Genomic DNA, 15998 nt, shown 5'->3' with positions numbered 1-15998 from the left:
AAAGTGAAGAACTTCACGCTTTTTAAGGTGTGTATATATTTTATCTCTAGAGTGGTAGGAAAGTAGAGGGGGAAAATCATGACAAAGCTGCAACGTATTCAAAAAGTATTGGTAGCTAACCGTGGAGAGATTGCAATTCGTGTGTTTCGAGCTTGTTCGGAACTTGGATTAAAAACAGTTGCAATCTATTCTAAAGAGGATAGTGGTTCTTATCATCGCTATAAAGCCGATGAGTCCTATTTAGTTGGGGAAGGAAAAAAACCAATTGATGCTTATCTAGATATTGAAGGCATTATTGAGATTGCAAAAAGTAATCATGTAGATGCAATCCACCCTGGATATGGTTTCTTGTCAGAAAATATTCAATTCGCTAAACGTTGTGAAGAAGAAGGAATTATCTTTATCGGTCCGAAAAGTAAGCATTTAGATATGTTTGGAGATAAAGTGAAAGCAAGAACACAAGCGCAGCTAGCACAAATTCCAGTTATACCTGGTAGTGATGGTCCAGTAAATTCATTAGAAGAAGTCGAAAAATTTGCTGAAAAGTATGATTACCCGATTATTATTAAAGCATCCCTTGGGGGTGGCGGTCGTGGTATGCGTATTGTGCGTACTAGTGAGGAATTAGGAGAATCATATAATCGAGCGAAATCAGAAGCGAAAGCAGCCTTTGGTAATGATGAAGTTTACGTCGAAAAATTCGTTGAAAAACCTAAACATATAGAAGTACAAATTTTAGCAGATGAAGAAGGCAATGTTGTTCATTTATACGAGCGTGACTGTTCTGTACAACGTCGTCATCAAAAAGTTGTAGAAATTGCACCGAGTGTATCACTTTCAGATGATCTGCGTCAGCGTATTTGTGATGCTGCTGTGAAGTTAACGAAAAATGTAAATTATTTAAATGCAGGAACAGTAGAATTCCTTGTAAAAGATGATGAGTTTTACTTTATTGAAGTAAATCCACGTGTTCAAGTAGAACATACGATTACAGAAATGATTACGGGAGTAGATATTGTTCAATCACAAATTTTAATAGCTGATGGACATTCATTACATAGCAAAATGGTAGGTGTTCCGAAGCAAGAGGAAGTAGTTGTACATGGATTTGCAATTCAATCTCGTGTAACAACTGAAGATCCGCTAAATAATTTTATGCCGGATACAGGAAAAATTATGGCGTATCGATCAGGCGGTGGTTTTGGTGTACGTCTTGATACAGGAAATAGCTTCCAAGGTGCAGTTATTACACCGTACTACGATTCTTTACTTGTAAAAGTTACAACTTGGGCACTTACTTTTGAGCAAGCTGCTGCAAAAATGGAACGTAACTTAAAAGAATTCCGTATTCGTGGTATTAAAACAAATATTCCATTCCTAGAGAATGTAGTAAAACATAAAAACTTCTTATCAGGAGAATATGATACTTCATTTATCGATGCGTCACCTGAATTGTTCTTGTTCCCGAAACGTAAAGACCGTGGAACGAAAATGTTAAATTACATTGGTACAGTAACAGTAAATGGTTTCCCAGGAGTAGGTAAAAAAGAAAAACCAATATTCCCAGATGCTCGTATTCCATGTTTAAAACATTCAGAGCCAATCCAAAATGGAACGAAACAAATTTTGGACGAGCGTGGAGCGGACGGATTAGTAAAATGGGTACAGGATCAAAAACGTGTACTTTTAACGGATACAACATTCCGTGATGCACACCAGTCATTACTTGCAACTCGTATTCGTACAAAAGATTTACATCAAATTGCGGAGCCAACAGCGAGAATGTTACCGAACCTATTCTCAGCGGAAATGTGGGGCGGTGCAACGTTTGACGTTGCGTATCGTTTCTTAAAAGAAGATCCATGGGAACGATTACTAGATCTTCGTGAAAAAATGCCGAACGTTTTATTCCAAATGTTACTTCGTTCTTCAAACGCAGTTGGATACAAAAACTATCCAGATAATTTAATTCAAAAATTTGTGGAATGTTCTGCTCAAGCAGGCATTGATGTATTCCGTATTTTTGATAGCTTAAACTGGGTGGAAGGCATGAGAGTTGCAATTGACGCTGTACGAGACACTGGTAAAATTGCAGAAGCAACAATGTGCTACACAGGGGATATCCATGATCCACTGCGTAGTAAATATGATTTAAATTACTATAAAAATTTAGCAAAAGAGTTAGAAGCATCAGGAGCTCACATTTTAGGTATTAAAGATATGGCGGGCTTATTAAAACCAAATGCAGCATATGATTTAGTTTCTGCATTAAAAGAGACAGTGTCGATTCCAATTCATCTGCACACGCACGATACGAGTGGAAATGGTATATTAACGTATACGAAGGCAATTGAAGCGGGTGTTGATATCGTCGATGTAGCAGTGAGTTCTATGGCTGGTCAAACGTCACAACCAAGTGCGAACACGCTATACTATGCATTAGGTGGAAACGAAAGACAACCAGATGTTAATATAGATTCTTTAGAAAAACTATCTCATTATTGGGAAGATGTACGCAAATACTATGCACCATTTGAAAGTGGTATGAATGCGCCGCATACAGAGGTATATATGCATGAAATGCCGGGTGGGCAGTATAGTAATCTTCAGCAACAAGCGAAGGCGGTTGGTTTAGGAGATCGCTTCGATGAAGTGAAAGTAATGTACCGCCGTGTGAATGACATGTTTGGAGATATTGTAAAAGTAACGCCATCATCAAAAGTTGTTGGTGATATGGCATTATTTATGGTTCAAAACCATCTGACAGAACAAGATGTTTTAGAGCGTGGACATGCGATGGACTTCCCAGGGTCTGTTGTTGAAATGTTCTCTGGTGATTTAGGTCAACCGTATGGTGGTTTCCCGAAAGAATTACAAAAGATTATTTTAAAAGGGAAAGAGCCGTTAACAGTAAGACCAGGTGAATTACTAGAGCCAGTAGATTTCGAAGCATTAAAAGAAGAATTATTCCATAAACTTGGACGCGAAGTAACGATTTTTGATGTAGTTGCATATGCTTTATATCCAAAAGTATTTATGGATTATGAAAAAGTTGCTGAGCTTTATGGAAATGTATCTGTACTTGATACACCGACGTTCTTCTATGGTATGAGACTAGGTGAAGAAATTGATGTAGAAATTGAACAGGGTAAAACATTGATGGTTAAACTAGTATCAATTGGAGAACCTCAGCTGGATGGAAATCGTGTCCTTTACTTGGAATTTAACGGTCAACCACGTGAAATTATCGTGAAAGACGAGAGTGTAAAAGCAACAGTTGCACAACGTGTGAAAGGAAACCGTGAGAATCCAAATCATATTAGTGCAACGATGCCAGGAACGGTAATTAAAGTAGTTGTAAAAGAAGGCGATGAAGTGAAAAAAGGCGATTCTATGGCAATTACAGAAGCGATGAAAATGGAAACGACAGTTCAAGCGCCGTTCAATGGTAAAGTGAAGAAAGTATATGTTAACGATGGTGATGCGATTCAAACGGGTGATTTACTTATTGAATTAGATCACTAAAATAAAAAAAGAGCTGTGTAAAATACAGCTCTTTTTTTATTGCAAAAAATCCCTTGCCAATTCGGCAAGGGATTTTAGTTTTAAATTATTTTGTTTGTTTAGAAGTTAATTCGGCTTCTTTTGCATTCACTTTACTTCTTGTTCCTAACATAACTAAATAGCATAGTACGGCAAACAAGCAAGAAATGAATAGAGAATGTAACAATGCCATTGCTAAACTAGCGTTTGTAAATACAACTAAAACTCCTACTACAGCTTGAAGTGTAACAAGGATAAATGAAATGATCCATCCCCAATATACGACAGGTTGCTGTTTGTAATGGCGAATAGCGAGAATCATCGCGTATAGTATCCAAGCGAAAATTAACATCGCTGCAACTCTATGGCCCATTTGAACCCATTCATGTAGTTGAGTTGGCATAGGTCTGTTTTTGCTACATAAAGGAAAGTCTGGACAGGCTAAGCTAGCTCGTTCGTGACGTACTAAAGCACCTGTGTAGACGACGATATAACTGTAAATTGTTACACCATAAATATGAATTTTCATTTTTTTGTCCATAATAAGTGAACGTGCATCAAATTTTTGGTCAATTTCAAAGATAAGACACGTTAATAAAATGACAGAAGCAAATGAAATTAAGGAAATACCGAAGTGGATAGCAAGTACAGCTGGCATTTGGCCCCAAACAACTGCTGCTGCTCCCATTAATGCTTGTGCAACTAAAAATACGAAGGATAAAATTGCTAACGTTTTTGTTTCACGCACATGTTTATAATATTTCCAGGACAAAATACAAAGGAGAGTGACAAGAATTCCAGCTGATCCGGATGTTAATCGGTGGCTAAGTTCAATAATAGTTTCCATTGATAAATTAGATGGAACAAATTCACCGTTACAAAGTGGCCATGATTTACCACAACCTTGACCAGAACCTGTTTTTGTAACTAAAGCGCCTCCTAATAAAACTATTAATAAATCAAGGCTTGTAATGACTGCTAACCATTTAATAAAGCGTTGCAATCTCTTTCACCATCTTTCTGCTATGAAGTTATTGCGAAATATTTTCATTCCATTATGTATAGAATAAAACGCGCTAGTTCCTATGATATATAAAAAATAATAAAATAGCAAAGAAATGGAGGGGGAAGGAAAGGGGGAGAAAATAGGTGTAAAAACAGGGTTCCTAAGGAAAATTTTAGGTGAAAAATAGGCTATTTTGAAAAGAAATGGGGAGAATACGTGTTAAATAAGACAAAATAGTTTATTATAGAAGGTAACATCATGTTATGATAAGGACAAGTCAGAATGAAGTTTTTTATATTCGACACAAAAAGTTCATGTTTTCTTCACAAAATGTTCGGGAAATATGATTTAATATATTGGAGTATGGGCGTAGATTAGTAGTAGAATGGGTTAACAATGTTTCTACTGTAATAATATTGCTATATAGAAGCGAATTATTTCATTTGAAATATGCGCAAAAAGAAAGATGAAAGTTTTAAGAGGGGGTTAGAGTGATGAACCATGCAACAAGTGAGCTGCATGATGAGTCCGCTGTTACAAGTGTACCGGAAACAACTCGGTTACAAGATTTAAAAGCACTCGTTAAAATGGGGATTGTAAACTCAAATACACTTACTGTATTTACAGGATTTTGGTTGGCATTACACTTTAATGGATTAAGTGTAATGGACAATCTGGATAAGTTATTCTTTACAATCGTTGGTTCTGGATTAGTTATGGCAGGGGTATGTTGTTTAAACAACTACATTGATCGAGACATCGATCCATTAATGGAAAGAACAAAGACCCGTCCAACGGTTACTGGAAAGTATAAACCAGGATTTGCACTTACATTTGGACTAGTCATATTACTTCTTGGTTTTGTATTTTTATTATTAACAACACCAATGGCAGTCTTAATGGGATTTATTGGTGCTTTCACATATGTTGTTCTATATAGTTTATGGACAAAGAGAAAGTATACACTAAATACTGTTGTAGGTAGTATATCTGGTGCAGTTCCTCCTTTAATTGGATGGGCAGCAATCGATCCATCTTTAGGCCATCCAATTGCTTGGATGTTATTTTTAATTATGTTTATTTGGCAAATCCCACATTTCCTTGCATTAGCAATGAAACGTGTTGATGAATATCGAAATGCAGGAATTCCAATGCTTCCTGTAGTTCATGGATTTGAAATTACGAAACGCCAAATTATGATTTGGACAGTATGTTTATTACCACTACCATTTTATATGAGTGGACTAGGGATAACATTTATGGTAATTGCAACACTGCTTAACATCGGATGGATCGTTTTAGGATTTTATGGCTTCCGTAAGAAAGATGACATCAAATGGTCCGTGCAAATGTTTGTTTATTCCCTAAATTATTTAACAATCTTATTTGTATCAATGATTGTAGTTACATTCTTCTAAGACAACGACATAATTGGATTTCTTTACGTTGAGATTTACTTTACTTAACTATAAAGTACAATCTAATTCACAAGGAAAGTGGGGGTTGTTTGTATGAAGAAACAGTGGCGACTGCTTTCGTTCGTTTCACTGCTGGCTTTACTGTTAGGGGGATGCGGTAAAGCCTTTCAATCTACTTTAATTCCGCAAGGAGAAGTAGCAAAAATGCAATATGATTTACTTCTACTGGCGAGTGCAATCATGGTAGGAGTAGTACTAGTAGTTACTATTATTTTCTTATATGTAATTGTGCGTTTCCGACAAAAGAAAGGTCAGGAAGATTATATTCCAGAGCAAGTTGAAGGGAATCACAAGCTAGAAATTATATGGACAGTTATTCCGATTATTCTTTTACTAATCTTAGCTGTTCCAACAGTTACATATACATTCAAACTTGCTGATGTAAGTGCGATGGAGAAAAAGAATATTGATAAAGATACTATCGTTGTTGATGTAACAGCGAATCTTTATTGGTGGGAATTTTCTTATAAATCAGAAAAGATAGTAACTTCGCAAGATTTGGTCATCCCCACAGGTAAGAAAGTGTATTTAAATTTGAAGGGTGCCGATATTAAACACTCATTTTGGGTTCCATCTTTAGCAGGGAAAATGGATACAAATACAGACAATGTGAACAAAATGTGGTTAAAGGCAGATAAATCGGGCACTTATAATGGTTTTTGTACAGAATTTTGCGGCCCATCACATTCTTTAATGCAATTTAAAGTGAAAGCTTTAGATGAAAGCGAGTACAAAAAATGGCTTGCTGATATGAAGAAGATTGATGGGAAGAAAGAAGTAGCTTCAACAAAGGCGCAAGAGGGCCAAGAAATATTTAATAAAAGCTGTATTGGTTGTCATGCAGTTGGATCTAATGATAGTAGACCACCTTCCGCTCGTATCGCACCAAACTTAGCAAACTTTGCGGATCGCGATATGGTTGCCGGTATTGCCGAAAACAATGAAGAAAACTTAAAAAAATGGCTGAAAGATCCTGAAAATATGAAGCCAGGAAACAAAATGACTGGCAAATATGGCAACTTAACGGATGATCAAATTGATGCATTAAATGCATACTTACAAACGTTAAAAGTTGAAAAGTAAAGAGGGATTATTCGCGAAGGGGAGGTTGAAAACGTGAGTTCTGTAGCAAAAAAACAGGGGATGGGTGCTGTCATATGGGATTATTTAACGACAGTAGACCATAAAAAGATTGCCATTCTCTATTTAATTGCAGGTGGATTGTTTTTTGTAATAGGCGGAATAGAAGCTCTATTTATTCGCCTTCAATTAGCGATTCCTAACAACGCTTTTCTTGTTGGGGATGCTTATAATCAAGTATTAACGATGCACGGTACAACAATGATTTTCCTCGCAGCTATGCCACTCGTGTTTGCATTTATGAACGCCGCTGTACCACTTCAAATTGGTGCACGTGATGTAGCGTTCCCGTTTTTGAATTCACTCGGATTTTGGTTATTTTTCTTTGGTGGAGTATTTTTAAATTTAAGTTGGTTTTTAGGTGGAGCACCTGATGCAGGATGGACATCTTATGCATCTTTAGCTTTAGCCTCTAAAGGTCATGGTGTTGATTTCTATGTACTCGGCTTGCAAATCTCAGGTATTGGTACATTAATTGGAGGTATTAACTTCCTTGTAACCATTATTAATATGCGGGCGCCAGGAATGACGTACATGCGTATGCCGATGTTTACATGGACGACATTTGTAACATCTTCGCTTATATTATTCGCTTTTCCGCCGTTAACTGTAGGATTAGGACTTTTAATGTTAGATCGTTTATTTGGAACAAGTTTCTTTAATCCGGCATTGGGCGGGAATACAATTATATGGGAGCATTTATTCTGGATTTTCGGTCATCCAGAAGTATACATTCTTATACTCCCAGCTTTCGGAATATTCTCAGAAATCTTCGCGACATTTTCGAAAAAACGATTGTTTGGTTATTCATCGATGGTGTTTGCGACTGTATTAATTGGATTTTTAGGATTTATGGTATGGGCGCACCATATGTTTACTGTTGGACTTGGTCCAGTTGCTAATGCTATTTTCTCGGTCGCAACAATGGCGATTGCGGTTCCAACTGGTATCAAAATATTCAACTGGCTCTTTACAATGTGGGGCGGAAGTATTCGTTTTACGACACCAATGATGTGGGCAGTAGCTTTCATTCCATCATTCGTAATGGGTGGAGTTACAGGGGTTATGCTAGCATCTGCACCAGCTGATTATCAATTTCATGATAACTATTTCGTAGTAGCGCATTTTCATTATGTAATCGTTGGCGGTGTTGTATTTGGTTTACTTGCAGGAGCTCATTATTATTGGCCACTGATGTTTAATAAAGTATTAAATGAAACATTAGGAAAGATAACGTTCTGGCTATTCTTTATCGGCTTCCATTTAACGTTCTTTATTCAGCATTTCCTTGGCTTGATTGGTATGCCACGCCGTTACTACACATATCTTGAAGGGCAAGGGTTGGAAATGGGGAATATGATTAGTTCCATCGGAGCGGTGTTTATGGCTCTTGGAACGATTGTTCTTCTATTCAATGTAATTAAAACGACAGTATCAAAAGAAAAAGCTGGTCGTGATCCGTGGGATGCACGTACATTAGAATGGACAATGCCAGCACCGACACCAGAATATAACTTTAAACAATTACCATTTGTTCGCGGATTAGATCCGTTTTGGATTGAAAAACGTGAAGGTAATAAAGAGATGACAGCAGCGGAACCAGTTGGTGATATTCATATGCCAAATCCTTCGTTTTCACCATTTGTCATTTCTTTCGGATTGTTTATAGCGGCATTTGGTGCGATGTATATGCAGGGCGGAAAAGATAAGTTCTGGTTATTAGTAGCAATTATTGGTTTAATCATTACATTTGGCGCGATGTTCCTACGTTCAGTAATTGATGATCATGGGTATCATATTCATAAAGAAGATTTAGAGGATAAGGGGGGCAAGGCATAATGCATGTAGATGAAAAATTAACGAATGAAACATTTCCAGCAGAGCCTGAAAAAGCAACCCTTGAAGGGAAAAATAAGTTTGTCGGTTTTTGGTTATTTCTTGGAGGCGAAACAGTGTTGTTCGCTTCCTTATTCGGAACATATTTAGCGTTAAAGAATTCTACAAATGGTGGACCAACATCTCAAGAGATGTTCCAAATGCCACTCGTTTTCATTATGACGATGCTTTTATTAACGAGTAGCTTAACGAGTGTATATGCGATGTATCACATGAAAAACTTTAACTTTAAGAAAATGCAGCTTTGGTTACTAGTAACAGTATTGCTAGGTTTAGGGTTTTTAGGGTTTGAGATATATGAGTTTTATCATTATACACATGAATTTAAGCATACTATGAGAAGTAGTGCGTTTGGCTCTGCGTTTTATGCTCTTGTTGGTACACATGGACTCCACGTATTGTTTGGGTTATGTTGGATTCTAACATTAATCTTTAGAAATGCGAAGAGAGGTCTAAATTTATACAATGCACCGAAGTTTTATGTTGCATCGATTTATTGGCACTTTATTGACGTAGTTTGGGTGTTTATTTTCACTGTAGTATATTTAATGGGAATGGTGGGATAAACAATGGCGATAAAGCAAACGAATAATTCTAAAGTTGATCTTGTTTATCGGAAGAGAAAAAGTGCGGAGGAAATGAGGCATCAAGTTATTACGTTTGCATTAATGATTTTTTTAACATTAGTTGCATTTGTAGCGGTGGCGTATCCAAAAACTTTTAGTCCGATTTTCTCTGTACCGTTTATTTTACTATTAGCAGTGGTACAAGTAATTTTTCAATTGTATTATTTTATGCATATGAGTCATAAAGGACATGAAGCAGCAAGTTTCTTTCTTTACTCTGGTCTGCTAATAGGGTTAATTACAATTTTAGCTTTTATGACAATCGTGTGGATTTGAAAAGTGAAAAATAAGGGAGCTTGTGTTGTCACAGCTCCCTCTTCATATTATGAGATAACCTTACGAAGGTAGGTGTGAAAATGAGTAACTTGTGGATATTTGGTTTTCAGGCTTTATGGAGTCCAATCTTTTTATTATTTATGCTTTCGATTCTTATTGGGTACTTCTTAATTATTGGGCCATATAGAATGCGATTTGAAAATGCGACGAAGGTAAGTAAGAAGCAAATTTTTTATTTTACGACTGGTATTGTTCTTTTGTATTTTGTAAAGGGAGGGCCTATTGATTTAATTGGCCATATTATATTTAGTGCTCATATGTTTGAAATGGCAGTCATGTATATTGCAGTTCCACCGTTACTGTTGCTTGGTATACCAATTTGGTTATATCGTTACATTACTTCTTTTAAGTTTGTTCAAATTATATTAAAGGCATTTGCTAAACCGCTTATTGCGTTATTTGTATTTAACGGCCTGTTTTCTTTTTATCATTTACCAGTTGTTTTTGATACGGTAAAACAAAGTCAAATAGCTCATCCTATTTGTCTCGCTATATTGTTTTTTACAGCAATCATGATGTGGTGGCCGATGTTAAATCCATTACCAGAATATCAAACATTAAGTGATATAAAGAAACTTGGTTATATGTTTGCTAATGGCATATTATTAACGCCTGCTTGTGCGTTAATCATTTTTGCGACAGCCCCGTTATTTGCAACGTATACGGATCCGGCTGCTTGGATGAAAGCGATGGAACTATGTGTACCAGCGGGCACTTTATCAGATTTAAATATAACGGGACCAGAATTTTTGCACTGGATGCCAGTCGTACAAGACCAGCAAACTGGTGGTATCATAATGAAAATTGTCCAGGAAATAGTGTACGGTACAATTATAGGCTATGTATTCTTTAGATGGGCACGTAGAGAACGTGAAAAGGATAAGGAGCAGTTGCAACAATTGCCGCCGTATTTACAGACTAAGTAAAAAAAGTGTATGGGATTCCATGCGCTTTTTCTTTTTAGTTTTAGCTACCTTAAAAGATTGAATTTTCTAATTTTTTATGTTAAGTTAGTGTAGGCGTGTACTAAAAGTGGAGATAAAATTTACTACTAGCTTTCATGCGTAATAATTCCATATGTAGTGCAAGTTTTTTAGAGAGTTACAAATATATATTGTTATCTTTAATAAACACGAACTATTTTAAGGGGGAGTTTAAATGGGTAGTAGTGGAAGTATGGTAAAGCCGATTAGTGGTTTTTTGACAGCACTAATTCAATATCCAGTACCAGTAGTAGAATCGCGTGCAGACATTGATAAACAAATTCAACAAATCATAAAAACAATTCATTCGACCAAATCAGGTTACCCTGGTTTAGAATTGATAGTATTTCCTGAATATAGTACACAAGGGCTCAATACAAAAAAATGGACTACAGAAGAATTTTTATGTACAGTGCCTGGGCCAGAAACAGACTTATTTGCTGAGGCATGTAAAGAATCTAAAGTATATGGTGTTTTTTCAATAATGGAGAAAAATCCTGATGGTGGAGAGCCATATAATACAGCAGTTATTATTGATCCACAAGGTGAAATGATTTTGAAGTATCGTAAGCTAAATCCTTGGGTGCCAGTCGAGCCTTGGAAAGCTGGAGATTTAGGCTTACCTGTTTGTGATGGACCTGGAGGAAGTAAATTAGCTGTTTGTATTTGTCATGATGGCATGTTCCCTGAAGTAGCTCGTGAAGCGGCCTATAAAGGTGCAAATGTCTTAATTCGTATTTCTGGATATAGTACACAAGTTAGTGAACAATGGATGCTAACCAATCGTTCAAATGCATGGCAGAATTTAATGTATACATTGTCGGTAAACTTAGCGGGTTATGATGGCGTATTTTATTACTTTGGTGAAGGACAAGTATGTAATTTTGATGGGACTACTTTAGTACAGGGACATCGAAATCCTTGGGAGATTGTTACTGCTGAAGTATATCCAGAACTAGCAGATCAGGCTAGATTAGGATGGGGATTGGAAAATAATATATATAATCTAGGTTCAAGAGGATATGTAGCAACTCCTGGTGGGGTGAAAGAAAATCCATATACGTTTGTAAAAGATTTAGCTGAAGGTAAATATAAGGTTCCTTGGGAAGATGAGATTAAAGTAAAAGATGGATCTATTTATGGATATCCAGTAAAAAAAAACGATTCATTCTTAGGGAAGGGAAATAAAACAAGCGCATCATATTGATGCGCTTGTTTTTGTTAATCAATAATTTGAAATTCTTTTAACTCTTTTTCGACATTTTGTAGGAGTTGTTCGCTTTTTTGAAGTACATTCGTTGGGAAAGTCTCATCATCACCATATTCAACGCCGTGAGGATAATAATGTTTTCCTAATAAGGGGGGAAGTAGTTTTACTTCAGCGTGTCTACTGCCAATGTCACCTTCAACAGCAACTCCTTGCACTCGTAAATAATAAACATCCTTTAATATTTCAAATTTATAATCGTATGTAACTCGCTCATAATCCCACTGTCCGGCAAGTACGAAGTGGTTGTTTTCCATGATTTCAGTTAAAAGAGTTAATTCAACGACGGCTCCATTAAATTGCGTATTTGTAAATTGCATATAATACCTCCTTTTTTAATGTTACACCATTATTTTTATAATAGTATGAATAATAAGAAAGTGCAATTCATATTGAGAGAAAAGGGATAATCCAGACTTTTTTCACAAAAATATGATATAGTGAAAAGAGTACGGTACACACAAAAAGAAAGAAAAGGATTTGTGTATATCTCAATTTTATGTTTTGTTCAGGAGGTATATCGTTTGAAGAAATTATTGCGTATCGTAATGATTACATTTTTAATTTTAGCTGTTGATTTATACGGGAAATTACTCGTTTCACAATATATATTAACCCCATCTCAATCAAAGCAAGAAAATAAAATTGTGAAAAAGAAAAAGCAAATTAAGGAAGACTCCTCAGACACTGTTTTAAATATGATTGGTGAAGACTCTGAAAACTTATTAGCGAAGTGGGGAGAACCCTCTCGAATAGAGCCATCTGCATACGGATATGAATGGTGGGTATACAACCAGGATTTAACTCAGTATGTTCAATTTGGAGTTTCTGAACGTAAAGTTGTAACGGCATACGCAGCTGGTGAACAAGTTAAGGTTCCACCTTATTATATAAATGAAAAATATGAAGAAGTATATAAAAAAAGTCCGCTTTCGCATGAAATTTCATTAAAAAGAGGGAAAAATAGTTATCAATTTGAGCTATCTGATACCGAAGTCATGGAACAACCGTTAATACCTGTAGAAGATGGATGGGCGCAATTGTATTTTGATCAATTTACACATGAGCTTATTGGTGTTCGTTATATGGATGATGAAACTTTATTACGCCAAAGACCGTATCAGCTCGTTTATTCAGGTGAATTAATAGCAGAACAACCATTGACTCCAGAAAAAATAAAACAAGTAGAAAATGGGAATATGCAACAAATTTTTGATTTAACAAATATCATTCGAAGTCGTCATAAATTACCATTATTAACATGGGATCAGGAAACAGCAGATGTTGCTGTTGGTCACAGTAAAGATATGAAAGACAATAATTATTTTTCTCATGACTCACCTACATTAGGTACACTAGGAGATCGTTTGCAGCGCGGGAAAGTAGGATTTCAACTTGCTGGTGAGAACATAGCGGCGCAACATAGTGATGGAATTGCGGCAGTGCAAGGTTGGTTAAATAGTGAGGGGCATAGAAAGAATTTATTAAATGAACAATTTACAGGATTAGGTGTTGGTGTATACGATAAATTTTATACACAAAACTTTATTCGAAAATAAAGTGAAATTGTAAGCGGTGGGGTGTTAACATCACCAAATTAGTTACTTCGTATTCACTGAATTGTAGGTGGGAATCTGACCGTATGCAAATAGCAGAAAAAAAGGTGCATGAATCGTCTAAAAATAGGCGAACCATGCGCCTTTTTTTTCTTACTATATAGTAGATATACATGGAGAGGTGAGGATTATGCCAACAACAAAAGGACCGTTACATCCATCGGTTCAACAGTTTAAAGAATTTGTAAACCATCACCCTAAAATGGTTCATGAGGTTAGAAGTGGTCATAAAACATGGCAACAATTTTATGAAGAATGGTACTTACTTGGTGAAGAAGATCCAATATGGGCAACTTATAGACCGGATGGAGCGCCTGCGTTTTCTTCGGTAAAAGAAAATAAAAAAGAAAAAGATAATCGAACTGAAGAGGAAAAAACTGCTGATGTGATGGGGCAAATGCTTTCTTTTTTTAAAAAGTTGGACGTGGAACAAATGCAGAACCATTTAGCCAATGTGACGAGTGCAATCGGGAGCGTGCAACAAGTTATTCAGCAATTTCAAGGTAACCGTACGCAGCAAGAGCAAAGTACTTCAGAAAATAACCCATTTTTCTTTCAAAAGGATTAGGGGGAAAGATGATGAGAGCAGAAATTATGGAGTTTATAAAGGCTGATGAGGATTTATCTCGCTATATTAGAGAGCAACCGTACTGGTATAGAAAATTAACACGAAATCCTGAAGAAAAAGAGGCTTTTGAGTTAGCGGCGATGCAACATTTCAAAAAAACAATACCAGATAAAGTGGAAAAGTTTCAAAATCAATTGGCCGTTGCTTCGATCATGATTGATATGTTTCAGTATATGAAGCAACAAAATGCAACCTAATTGGAAGTGAAAAATATGTCCGTCATGCAGAACTTTTGTTACAATAGAGGTTGATTATTTAAAAAGGAGTTGCAGCATGACGGAAATTTGTTTAGTACGACATGGACAAACTGATTGGAATTTTCAAGAAATTATTCAGGGGCGAGAAGATATTCCGCTTAATGAAGTTGGTAAGAAGCAAGCGAGTCAGAGTGCAGCTGCTTTACAAGAAGAAACGTGGGATATCATTATAAGTAGCCCGTTAATTAGAGCGCAAGAAACGGCTAATGAAATTGCAAAGACAGTTGGATTACAATCGATTTTATTAGATGAGCGATTTGTTGAACGGAATTTTGGAGAAGCTTCAGGGAAGCCGGTTGCGGCTGTTAGAGAGTTGATTGCTGAAGGTAAAGTAGAAGGTATGGAGCGAGATGAAGAGATTGTAGCTCGTTGCTTTGCTGCTTTAGAAGATGTTGCGACAACTCATTTTGGCAAACGTATTATTATTGTTGCTCACTCACACGCGATAAAAGCGATTTTACATGCCATTGAACCAAATGAAATTACATTTAAGACACCATTAAAAAATGCGTGTATTAGTTATGTGAAACAAAATAGTGGAAAGTGGGATGTTCTTAAATATAATATAGCGGAACATATTAATGTATAAGTGTGTACGGATATAGTGTAAAAATAGTTTCATTATATCTTTCTTTTGAGTAAGTCACTTCAATTAGTAGTTCTAATCTAAATGTGGTATGATGGATACTCGGAGGTGTCTCTCATGATTGTAGCGACGCTAGAAAGCGTATTAATATTAGATAAGGCAGAGCAGCTTGCAAAAGCGATTATCTGTTCAGATATAGCAGAAGATTATCGTAAGTATTATAGAGAATTACATGAAGATATGGAACTTCAGACGCTCATTCAGCAATTTACAGCGATGAAAGAACGGTATGAGGAAGTACAGCGTTTTGGAAAATACCATCCTGACTATACTACCGTGTCAATGAAAATGAGAGAATTAAAGCGTTCTGTGGACTTACATGATAAGGTTGCAGCTTTTAAAAGAGCAGAAACTGCTTTGCAGAAGTTATTAGACGAAGTTAGTGTAGCAATCGGTTCGGAAGTGTCTTCTTCCATTAAAGTGCCAACAGGAAATCCATTCTTTGATGCTGGTGGCTGTGGTGGAGGTTGTGGTACTGGCGGAGGTTGTGGTTGTAAAAAAACGGGGTGATGTACCCCGTTTTTTAGAAGTTGGAAGAAAACGTATACAGAGTTTGTCCTGTAATGTTATAAATTT

At 36.3% G+C, this 15998-nt stretch carries 15 protein-coding genes; 13 read left to right on the top strand and 2 right to left on the bottom strand.

The window, feature by feature from the left end; genetic code table 11:
* Positions 1-78: 78 nt before the first annotated feature.
* Positions 79-3525, top strand: coding sequence for a pyruvate carboxylase (gene pyc / locus V7S45_RS19320; RefSeq protein ID WP_342761459.1), 3447 nt, complete (start codon positions 79-81; stop codon positions 3523-3525).
* A gap of 85 nt (positions 3526-3610) precedes the next feature.
* Here the strand turns inward: pyc and ctaA are convergent, their stop codons facing one another.
* Complete coding sequence (gene ctaA, locus V7S45_RS19315; RefSeq protein WP_025689187.1) at positions 3611-4546, bottom strand: heme A synthase; 936 nt, start codon at positions 4544-4546, stop codon at positions 3611-3613.
* A gap of 497 nt (positions 4547-5043) precedes the next feature.
* On the opposite strand from ctaA, the gene ctaB reads away from it, so the two are divergent.
* From ctaB to V7S45_RS19280, 7 genes are all read left to right on the top strand, one after another.
* Positions 5044-5967, top strand: coding sequence for a protoheme IX farnesyltransferase (gene ctaB, locus V7S45_RS19310; RefSeq protein WP_001015058.1), 924 nt, complete (start codon positions 5044-5046; stop codon positions 5965-5967).
* A 93-nt stretch (positions 5968-6060) separates the two neighbouring features.
* Positions 6061-7110 (top strand): cytochrome c oxidase subunit II, encoded by a 1050-nt coding sequence (gene coxB, locus V7S45_RS19305; RefSeq protein ID WP_000745268.1) that lies wholly within the window; start codon positions 6061-6063, stop codon positions 7108-7110.
* 60 nt (positions 7111-7170) lie between these two features.
* The gene (gene ctaD, locus V7S45_RS19300; protein ID WP_153579316.1) at positions 7171-9006 is read left to right on the top strand and encodes a cytochrome c oxidase subunit I; all 1836 of its coding nucleotides are present in this window, start codon (positions 7171-7173) and stop codon (positions 9004-9006) included.
* Positions 9006-9629, top strand: a complete 624-nt coding sequence (ctaE, locus tag V7S45_RS19295; RefSeq protein ID WP_000557861.1) for a cytochrome c oxidase subunit III — start codon at positions 9006-9008, stop codon at positions 9627-9629. Before ctaD ends, ctaE begins: the two co-directional genes overlap by 1 nt.
* Positions 9630-9632: 3 nt before the next feature.
* The gene (gene ctaF, locus V7S45_RS19290) at positions 9633-9965 is read left to right on the top strand and encodes a cytochrome c oxidase subunit IVB (RefSeq protein ID WP_025689190.1); all 333 of its coding nucleotides are present in this window, start codon (positions 9633-9635) and stop codon (positions 9963-9965) included.
* 80 nt (positions 9966-10045) lie between these two features.
* The gene (gene ctaG / locus V7S45_RS19285) at positions 10046-10951 is read left to right on the top strand and encodes a cytochrome c oxidase assembly factor CtaG (RefSeq protein ID WP_000069023.1); all 906 of its coding nucleotides are present in this window, start codon (positions 10046-10048) and stop codon (positions 10949-10951) included.
* 232 nt (positions 10952-11183) lie between these two features.
* A complete protein-coding gene (locus V7S45_RS19280; protein ID WP_070184355.1) occupies positions 11184-12215 on the top strand; it encodes a formamidase in 1032 nt (343 codons plus the stop codon).
* A gap of 14 nt (positions 12216-12229) precedes the next feature.
* Here the strand turns inward: V7S45_RS19280 and V7S45_RS19275 are convergent, their stop codons facing one another.
* Positions 12230-12595 (bottom strand): YugN family protein, encoded by a 366-nt coding sequence (locus V7S45_RS19275; protein ID WP_001160952.1) that lies wholly within the window; start codon positions 12593-12595, stop codon positions 12230-12232.
* Between the two features lie 204 nt (positions 12596-12799).
* Here V7S45_RS19275 and V7S45_RS19270 point away from each other — a divergent pair, with 204 nt between their 5' ends.
* From V7S45_RS19270 to V7S45_RS19250, 5 genes are all read left to right on the top strand, one after another.
* Entirely contained in the window at positions 12800-13834 is a 1035-nt protein-coding gene (locus tag V7S45_RS19270; RefSeq protein WP_000735375.1) for a CAP domain-containing protein, read from the top strand.
* A gap of 187 nt (positions 13835-14021) precedes the next feature.
* Positions 14022-14459, top strand: a complete 438-nt coding sequence (locus V7S45_RS19265; RefSeq protein WP_001143346.1) for a YlbD family protein — start codon at positions 14022-14024, stop codon at positions 14457-14459.
* Positions 14460-14470: 11 nt separating this feature from the next.
* The gene (locus V7S45_RS19260; RefSeq protein WP_001200990.1) at positions 14471-14716 is read left to right on the top strand and encodes a YlbE-like family protein; all 246 of its coding nucleotides are present in this window, start codon (positions 14471-14473) and stop codon (positions 14714-14716) included.
* A 76-nt stretch (positions 14717-14792) separates the two neighbouring features.
* Positions 14793-15365, top strand: a complete 573-nt coding sequence (locus V7S45_RS19255; RefSeq protein WP_025689194.1) for a histidine phosphatase family protein — start codon at positions 14793-14795, stop codon at positions 15363-15365.
* A 114-nt stretch (positions 15366-15479) separates the two neighbouring features.
* Positions 15480-15932 carry a YlbF family regulator gene (locus V7S45_RS19250; protein WP_000634366.1) on the top strand — a complete coding sequence of 151 codons (453 nt, stop codon included), beginning with the start codon at positions 15480-15482 and terminating at the stop codon, positions 15930-15932.
* Positions 15933-15998: the final 66 nt, after the last annotated feature.

The sequence above is a fragment of the Bacillus sp. BR3(2024) genome (assembly GCF_039134555.1).
GTDB lineage: Bacteria > Bacillota > Bacilli > Bacillales > Bacillaceae_G > Bacillus_A > Bacillus_A cereus.
The sequence above is the reverse complement of the archived record's forward strand: the minus strand, read 5'-3'. Positions and strand labels throughout refer to the sequence as shown.

What these genes read in the sequence shown, in the direction of transcription:
- coxB (WP_000745268.1), top strand. Translation starts at nt 6,061, where the DNA reads ATGAAGAAACAGTGGCGACTGCTTTCGTTCGTTTCACTGCTGGCTTTA.
- ctaF (WP_025689190.1), top strand. Translation starts at nt 9,633, where the DNA reads ATGGCGATAAAGCAAACGAATAATTCTAAAGTTGATCTTGTTTATCGG.
- ctaG (WP_000069023.1), top strand. Translation starts at nt 10,046, where the DNA reads ATGAGTAACTTGTGGATATTTGGTTTTCAGGCTTTATGGAGTCCAATC.
- V7S45_RS19255 (WP_025689194.1), top strand. Translation starts at nt 14,793, where the DNA reads ATGACGGAAATTTGTTTAGTACGACATGGACAAACTGATTGGAATTTT.
- ctaD (WP_153579316.1), top strand. Translation starts at nt 7,171, where the DNA reads ATGGGTGCTGTCATATGGGATTATTTAACGACAGTAGACCATAAAAAG.
- ctaB (WP_001015058.1), top strand. Translation starts at nt 5,044, where the DNA reads ATGAACCATGCAACAAGTGAGCTGCATGATGAGTCCGCTGTTACAAGT.
- V7S45_RS19265 (WP_001143346.1), top strand. Translation starts at nt 14,022, where the DNA reads ATGCCAACAACAAAAGGACCGTTACATCCATCGGTTCAACAGTTTAAA.
- ctaE (WP_000557861.1), top strand. Translation starts at nt 9,006, where the DNA reads ATGCATGTAGATGAAAAATTAACGAATGAAACATTTCCAGCAGAGCCT.
- V7S45_RS19275 (WP_001160952.1), bottom strand. Translation starts at nt 12,595, where the DNA reads ATGCAATTTACAAATACGCAATTTAATGGAGCCGTCGTTGAATTAACT.
- V7S45_RS19260 (WP_001200990.1), top strand. Translation starts at nt 14,471, where the DNA reads ATGAGAGCAGAAATTATGGAGTTTATAAAGGCTGATGAGGATTTATCT.
- V7S45_RS19280 (WP_070184355.1), top strand. Translation starts at nt 11,184, where the DNA reads ATGGGTAGTAGTGGAAGTATGGTAAAGCCGATTAGTGGTTTTTTGACA.
- pyc (WP_342761459.1), top strand. Translation starts at nt 79, where the DNA reads ATGACAAAGCTGCAACGTATTCAAAAAGTATTGGTAGCTAACCGTGGA.
- V7S45_RS19250 (WP_000634366.1), top strand. Translation starts at nt 15,480, where the DNA reads ATGATTGTAGCGACGCTAGAAAGCGTATTAATATTAGATAAGGCAGAG.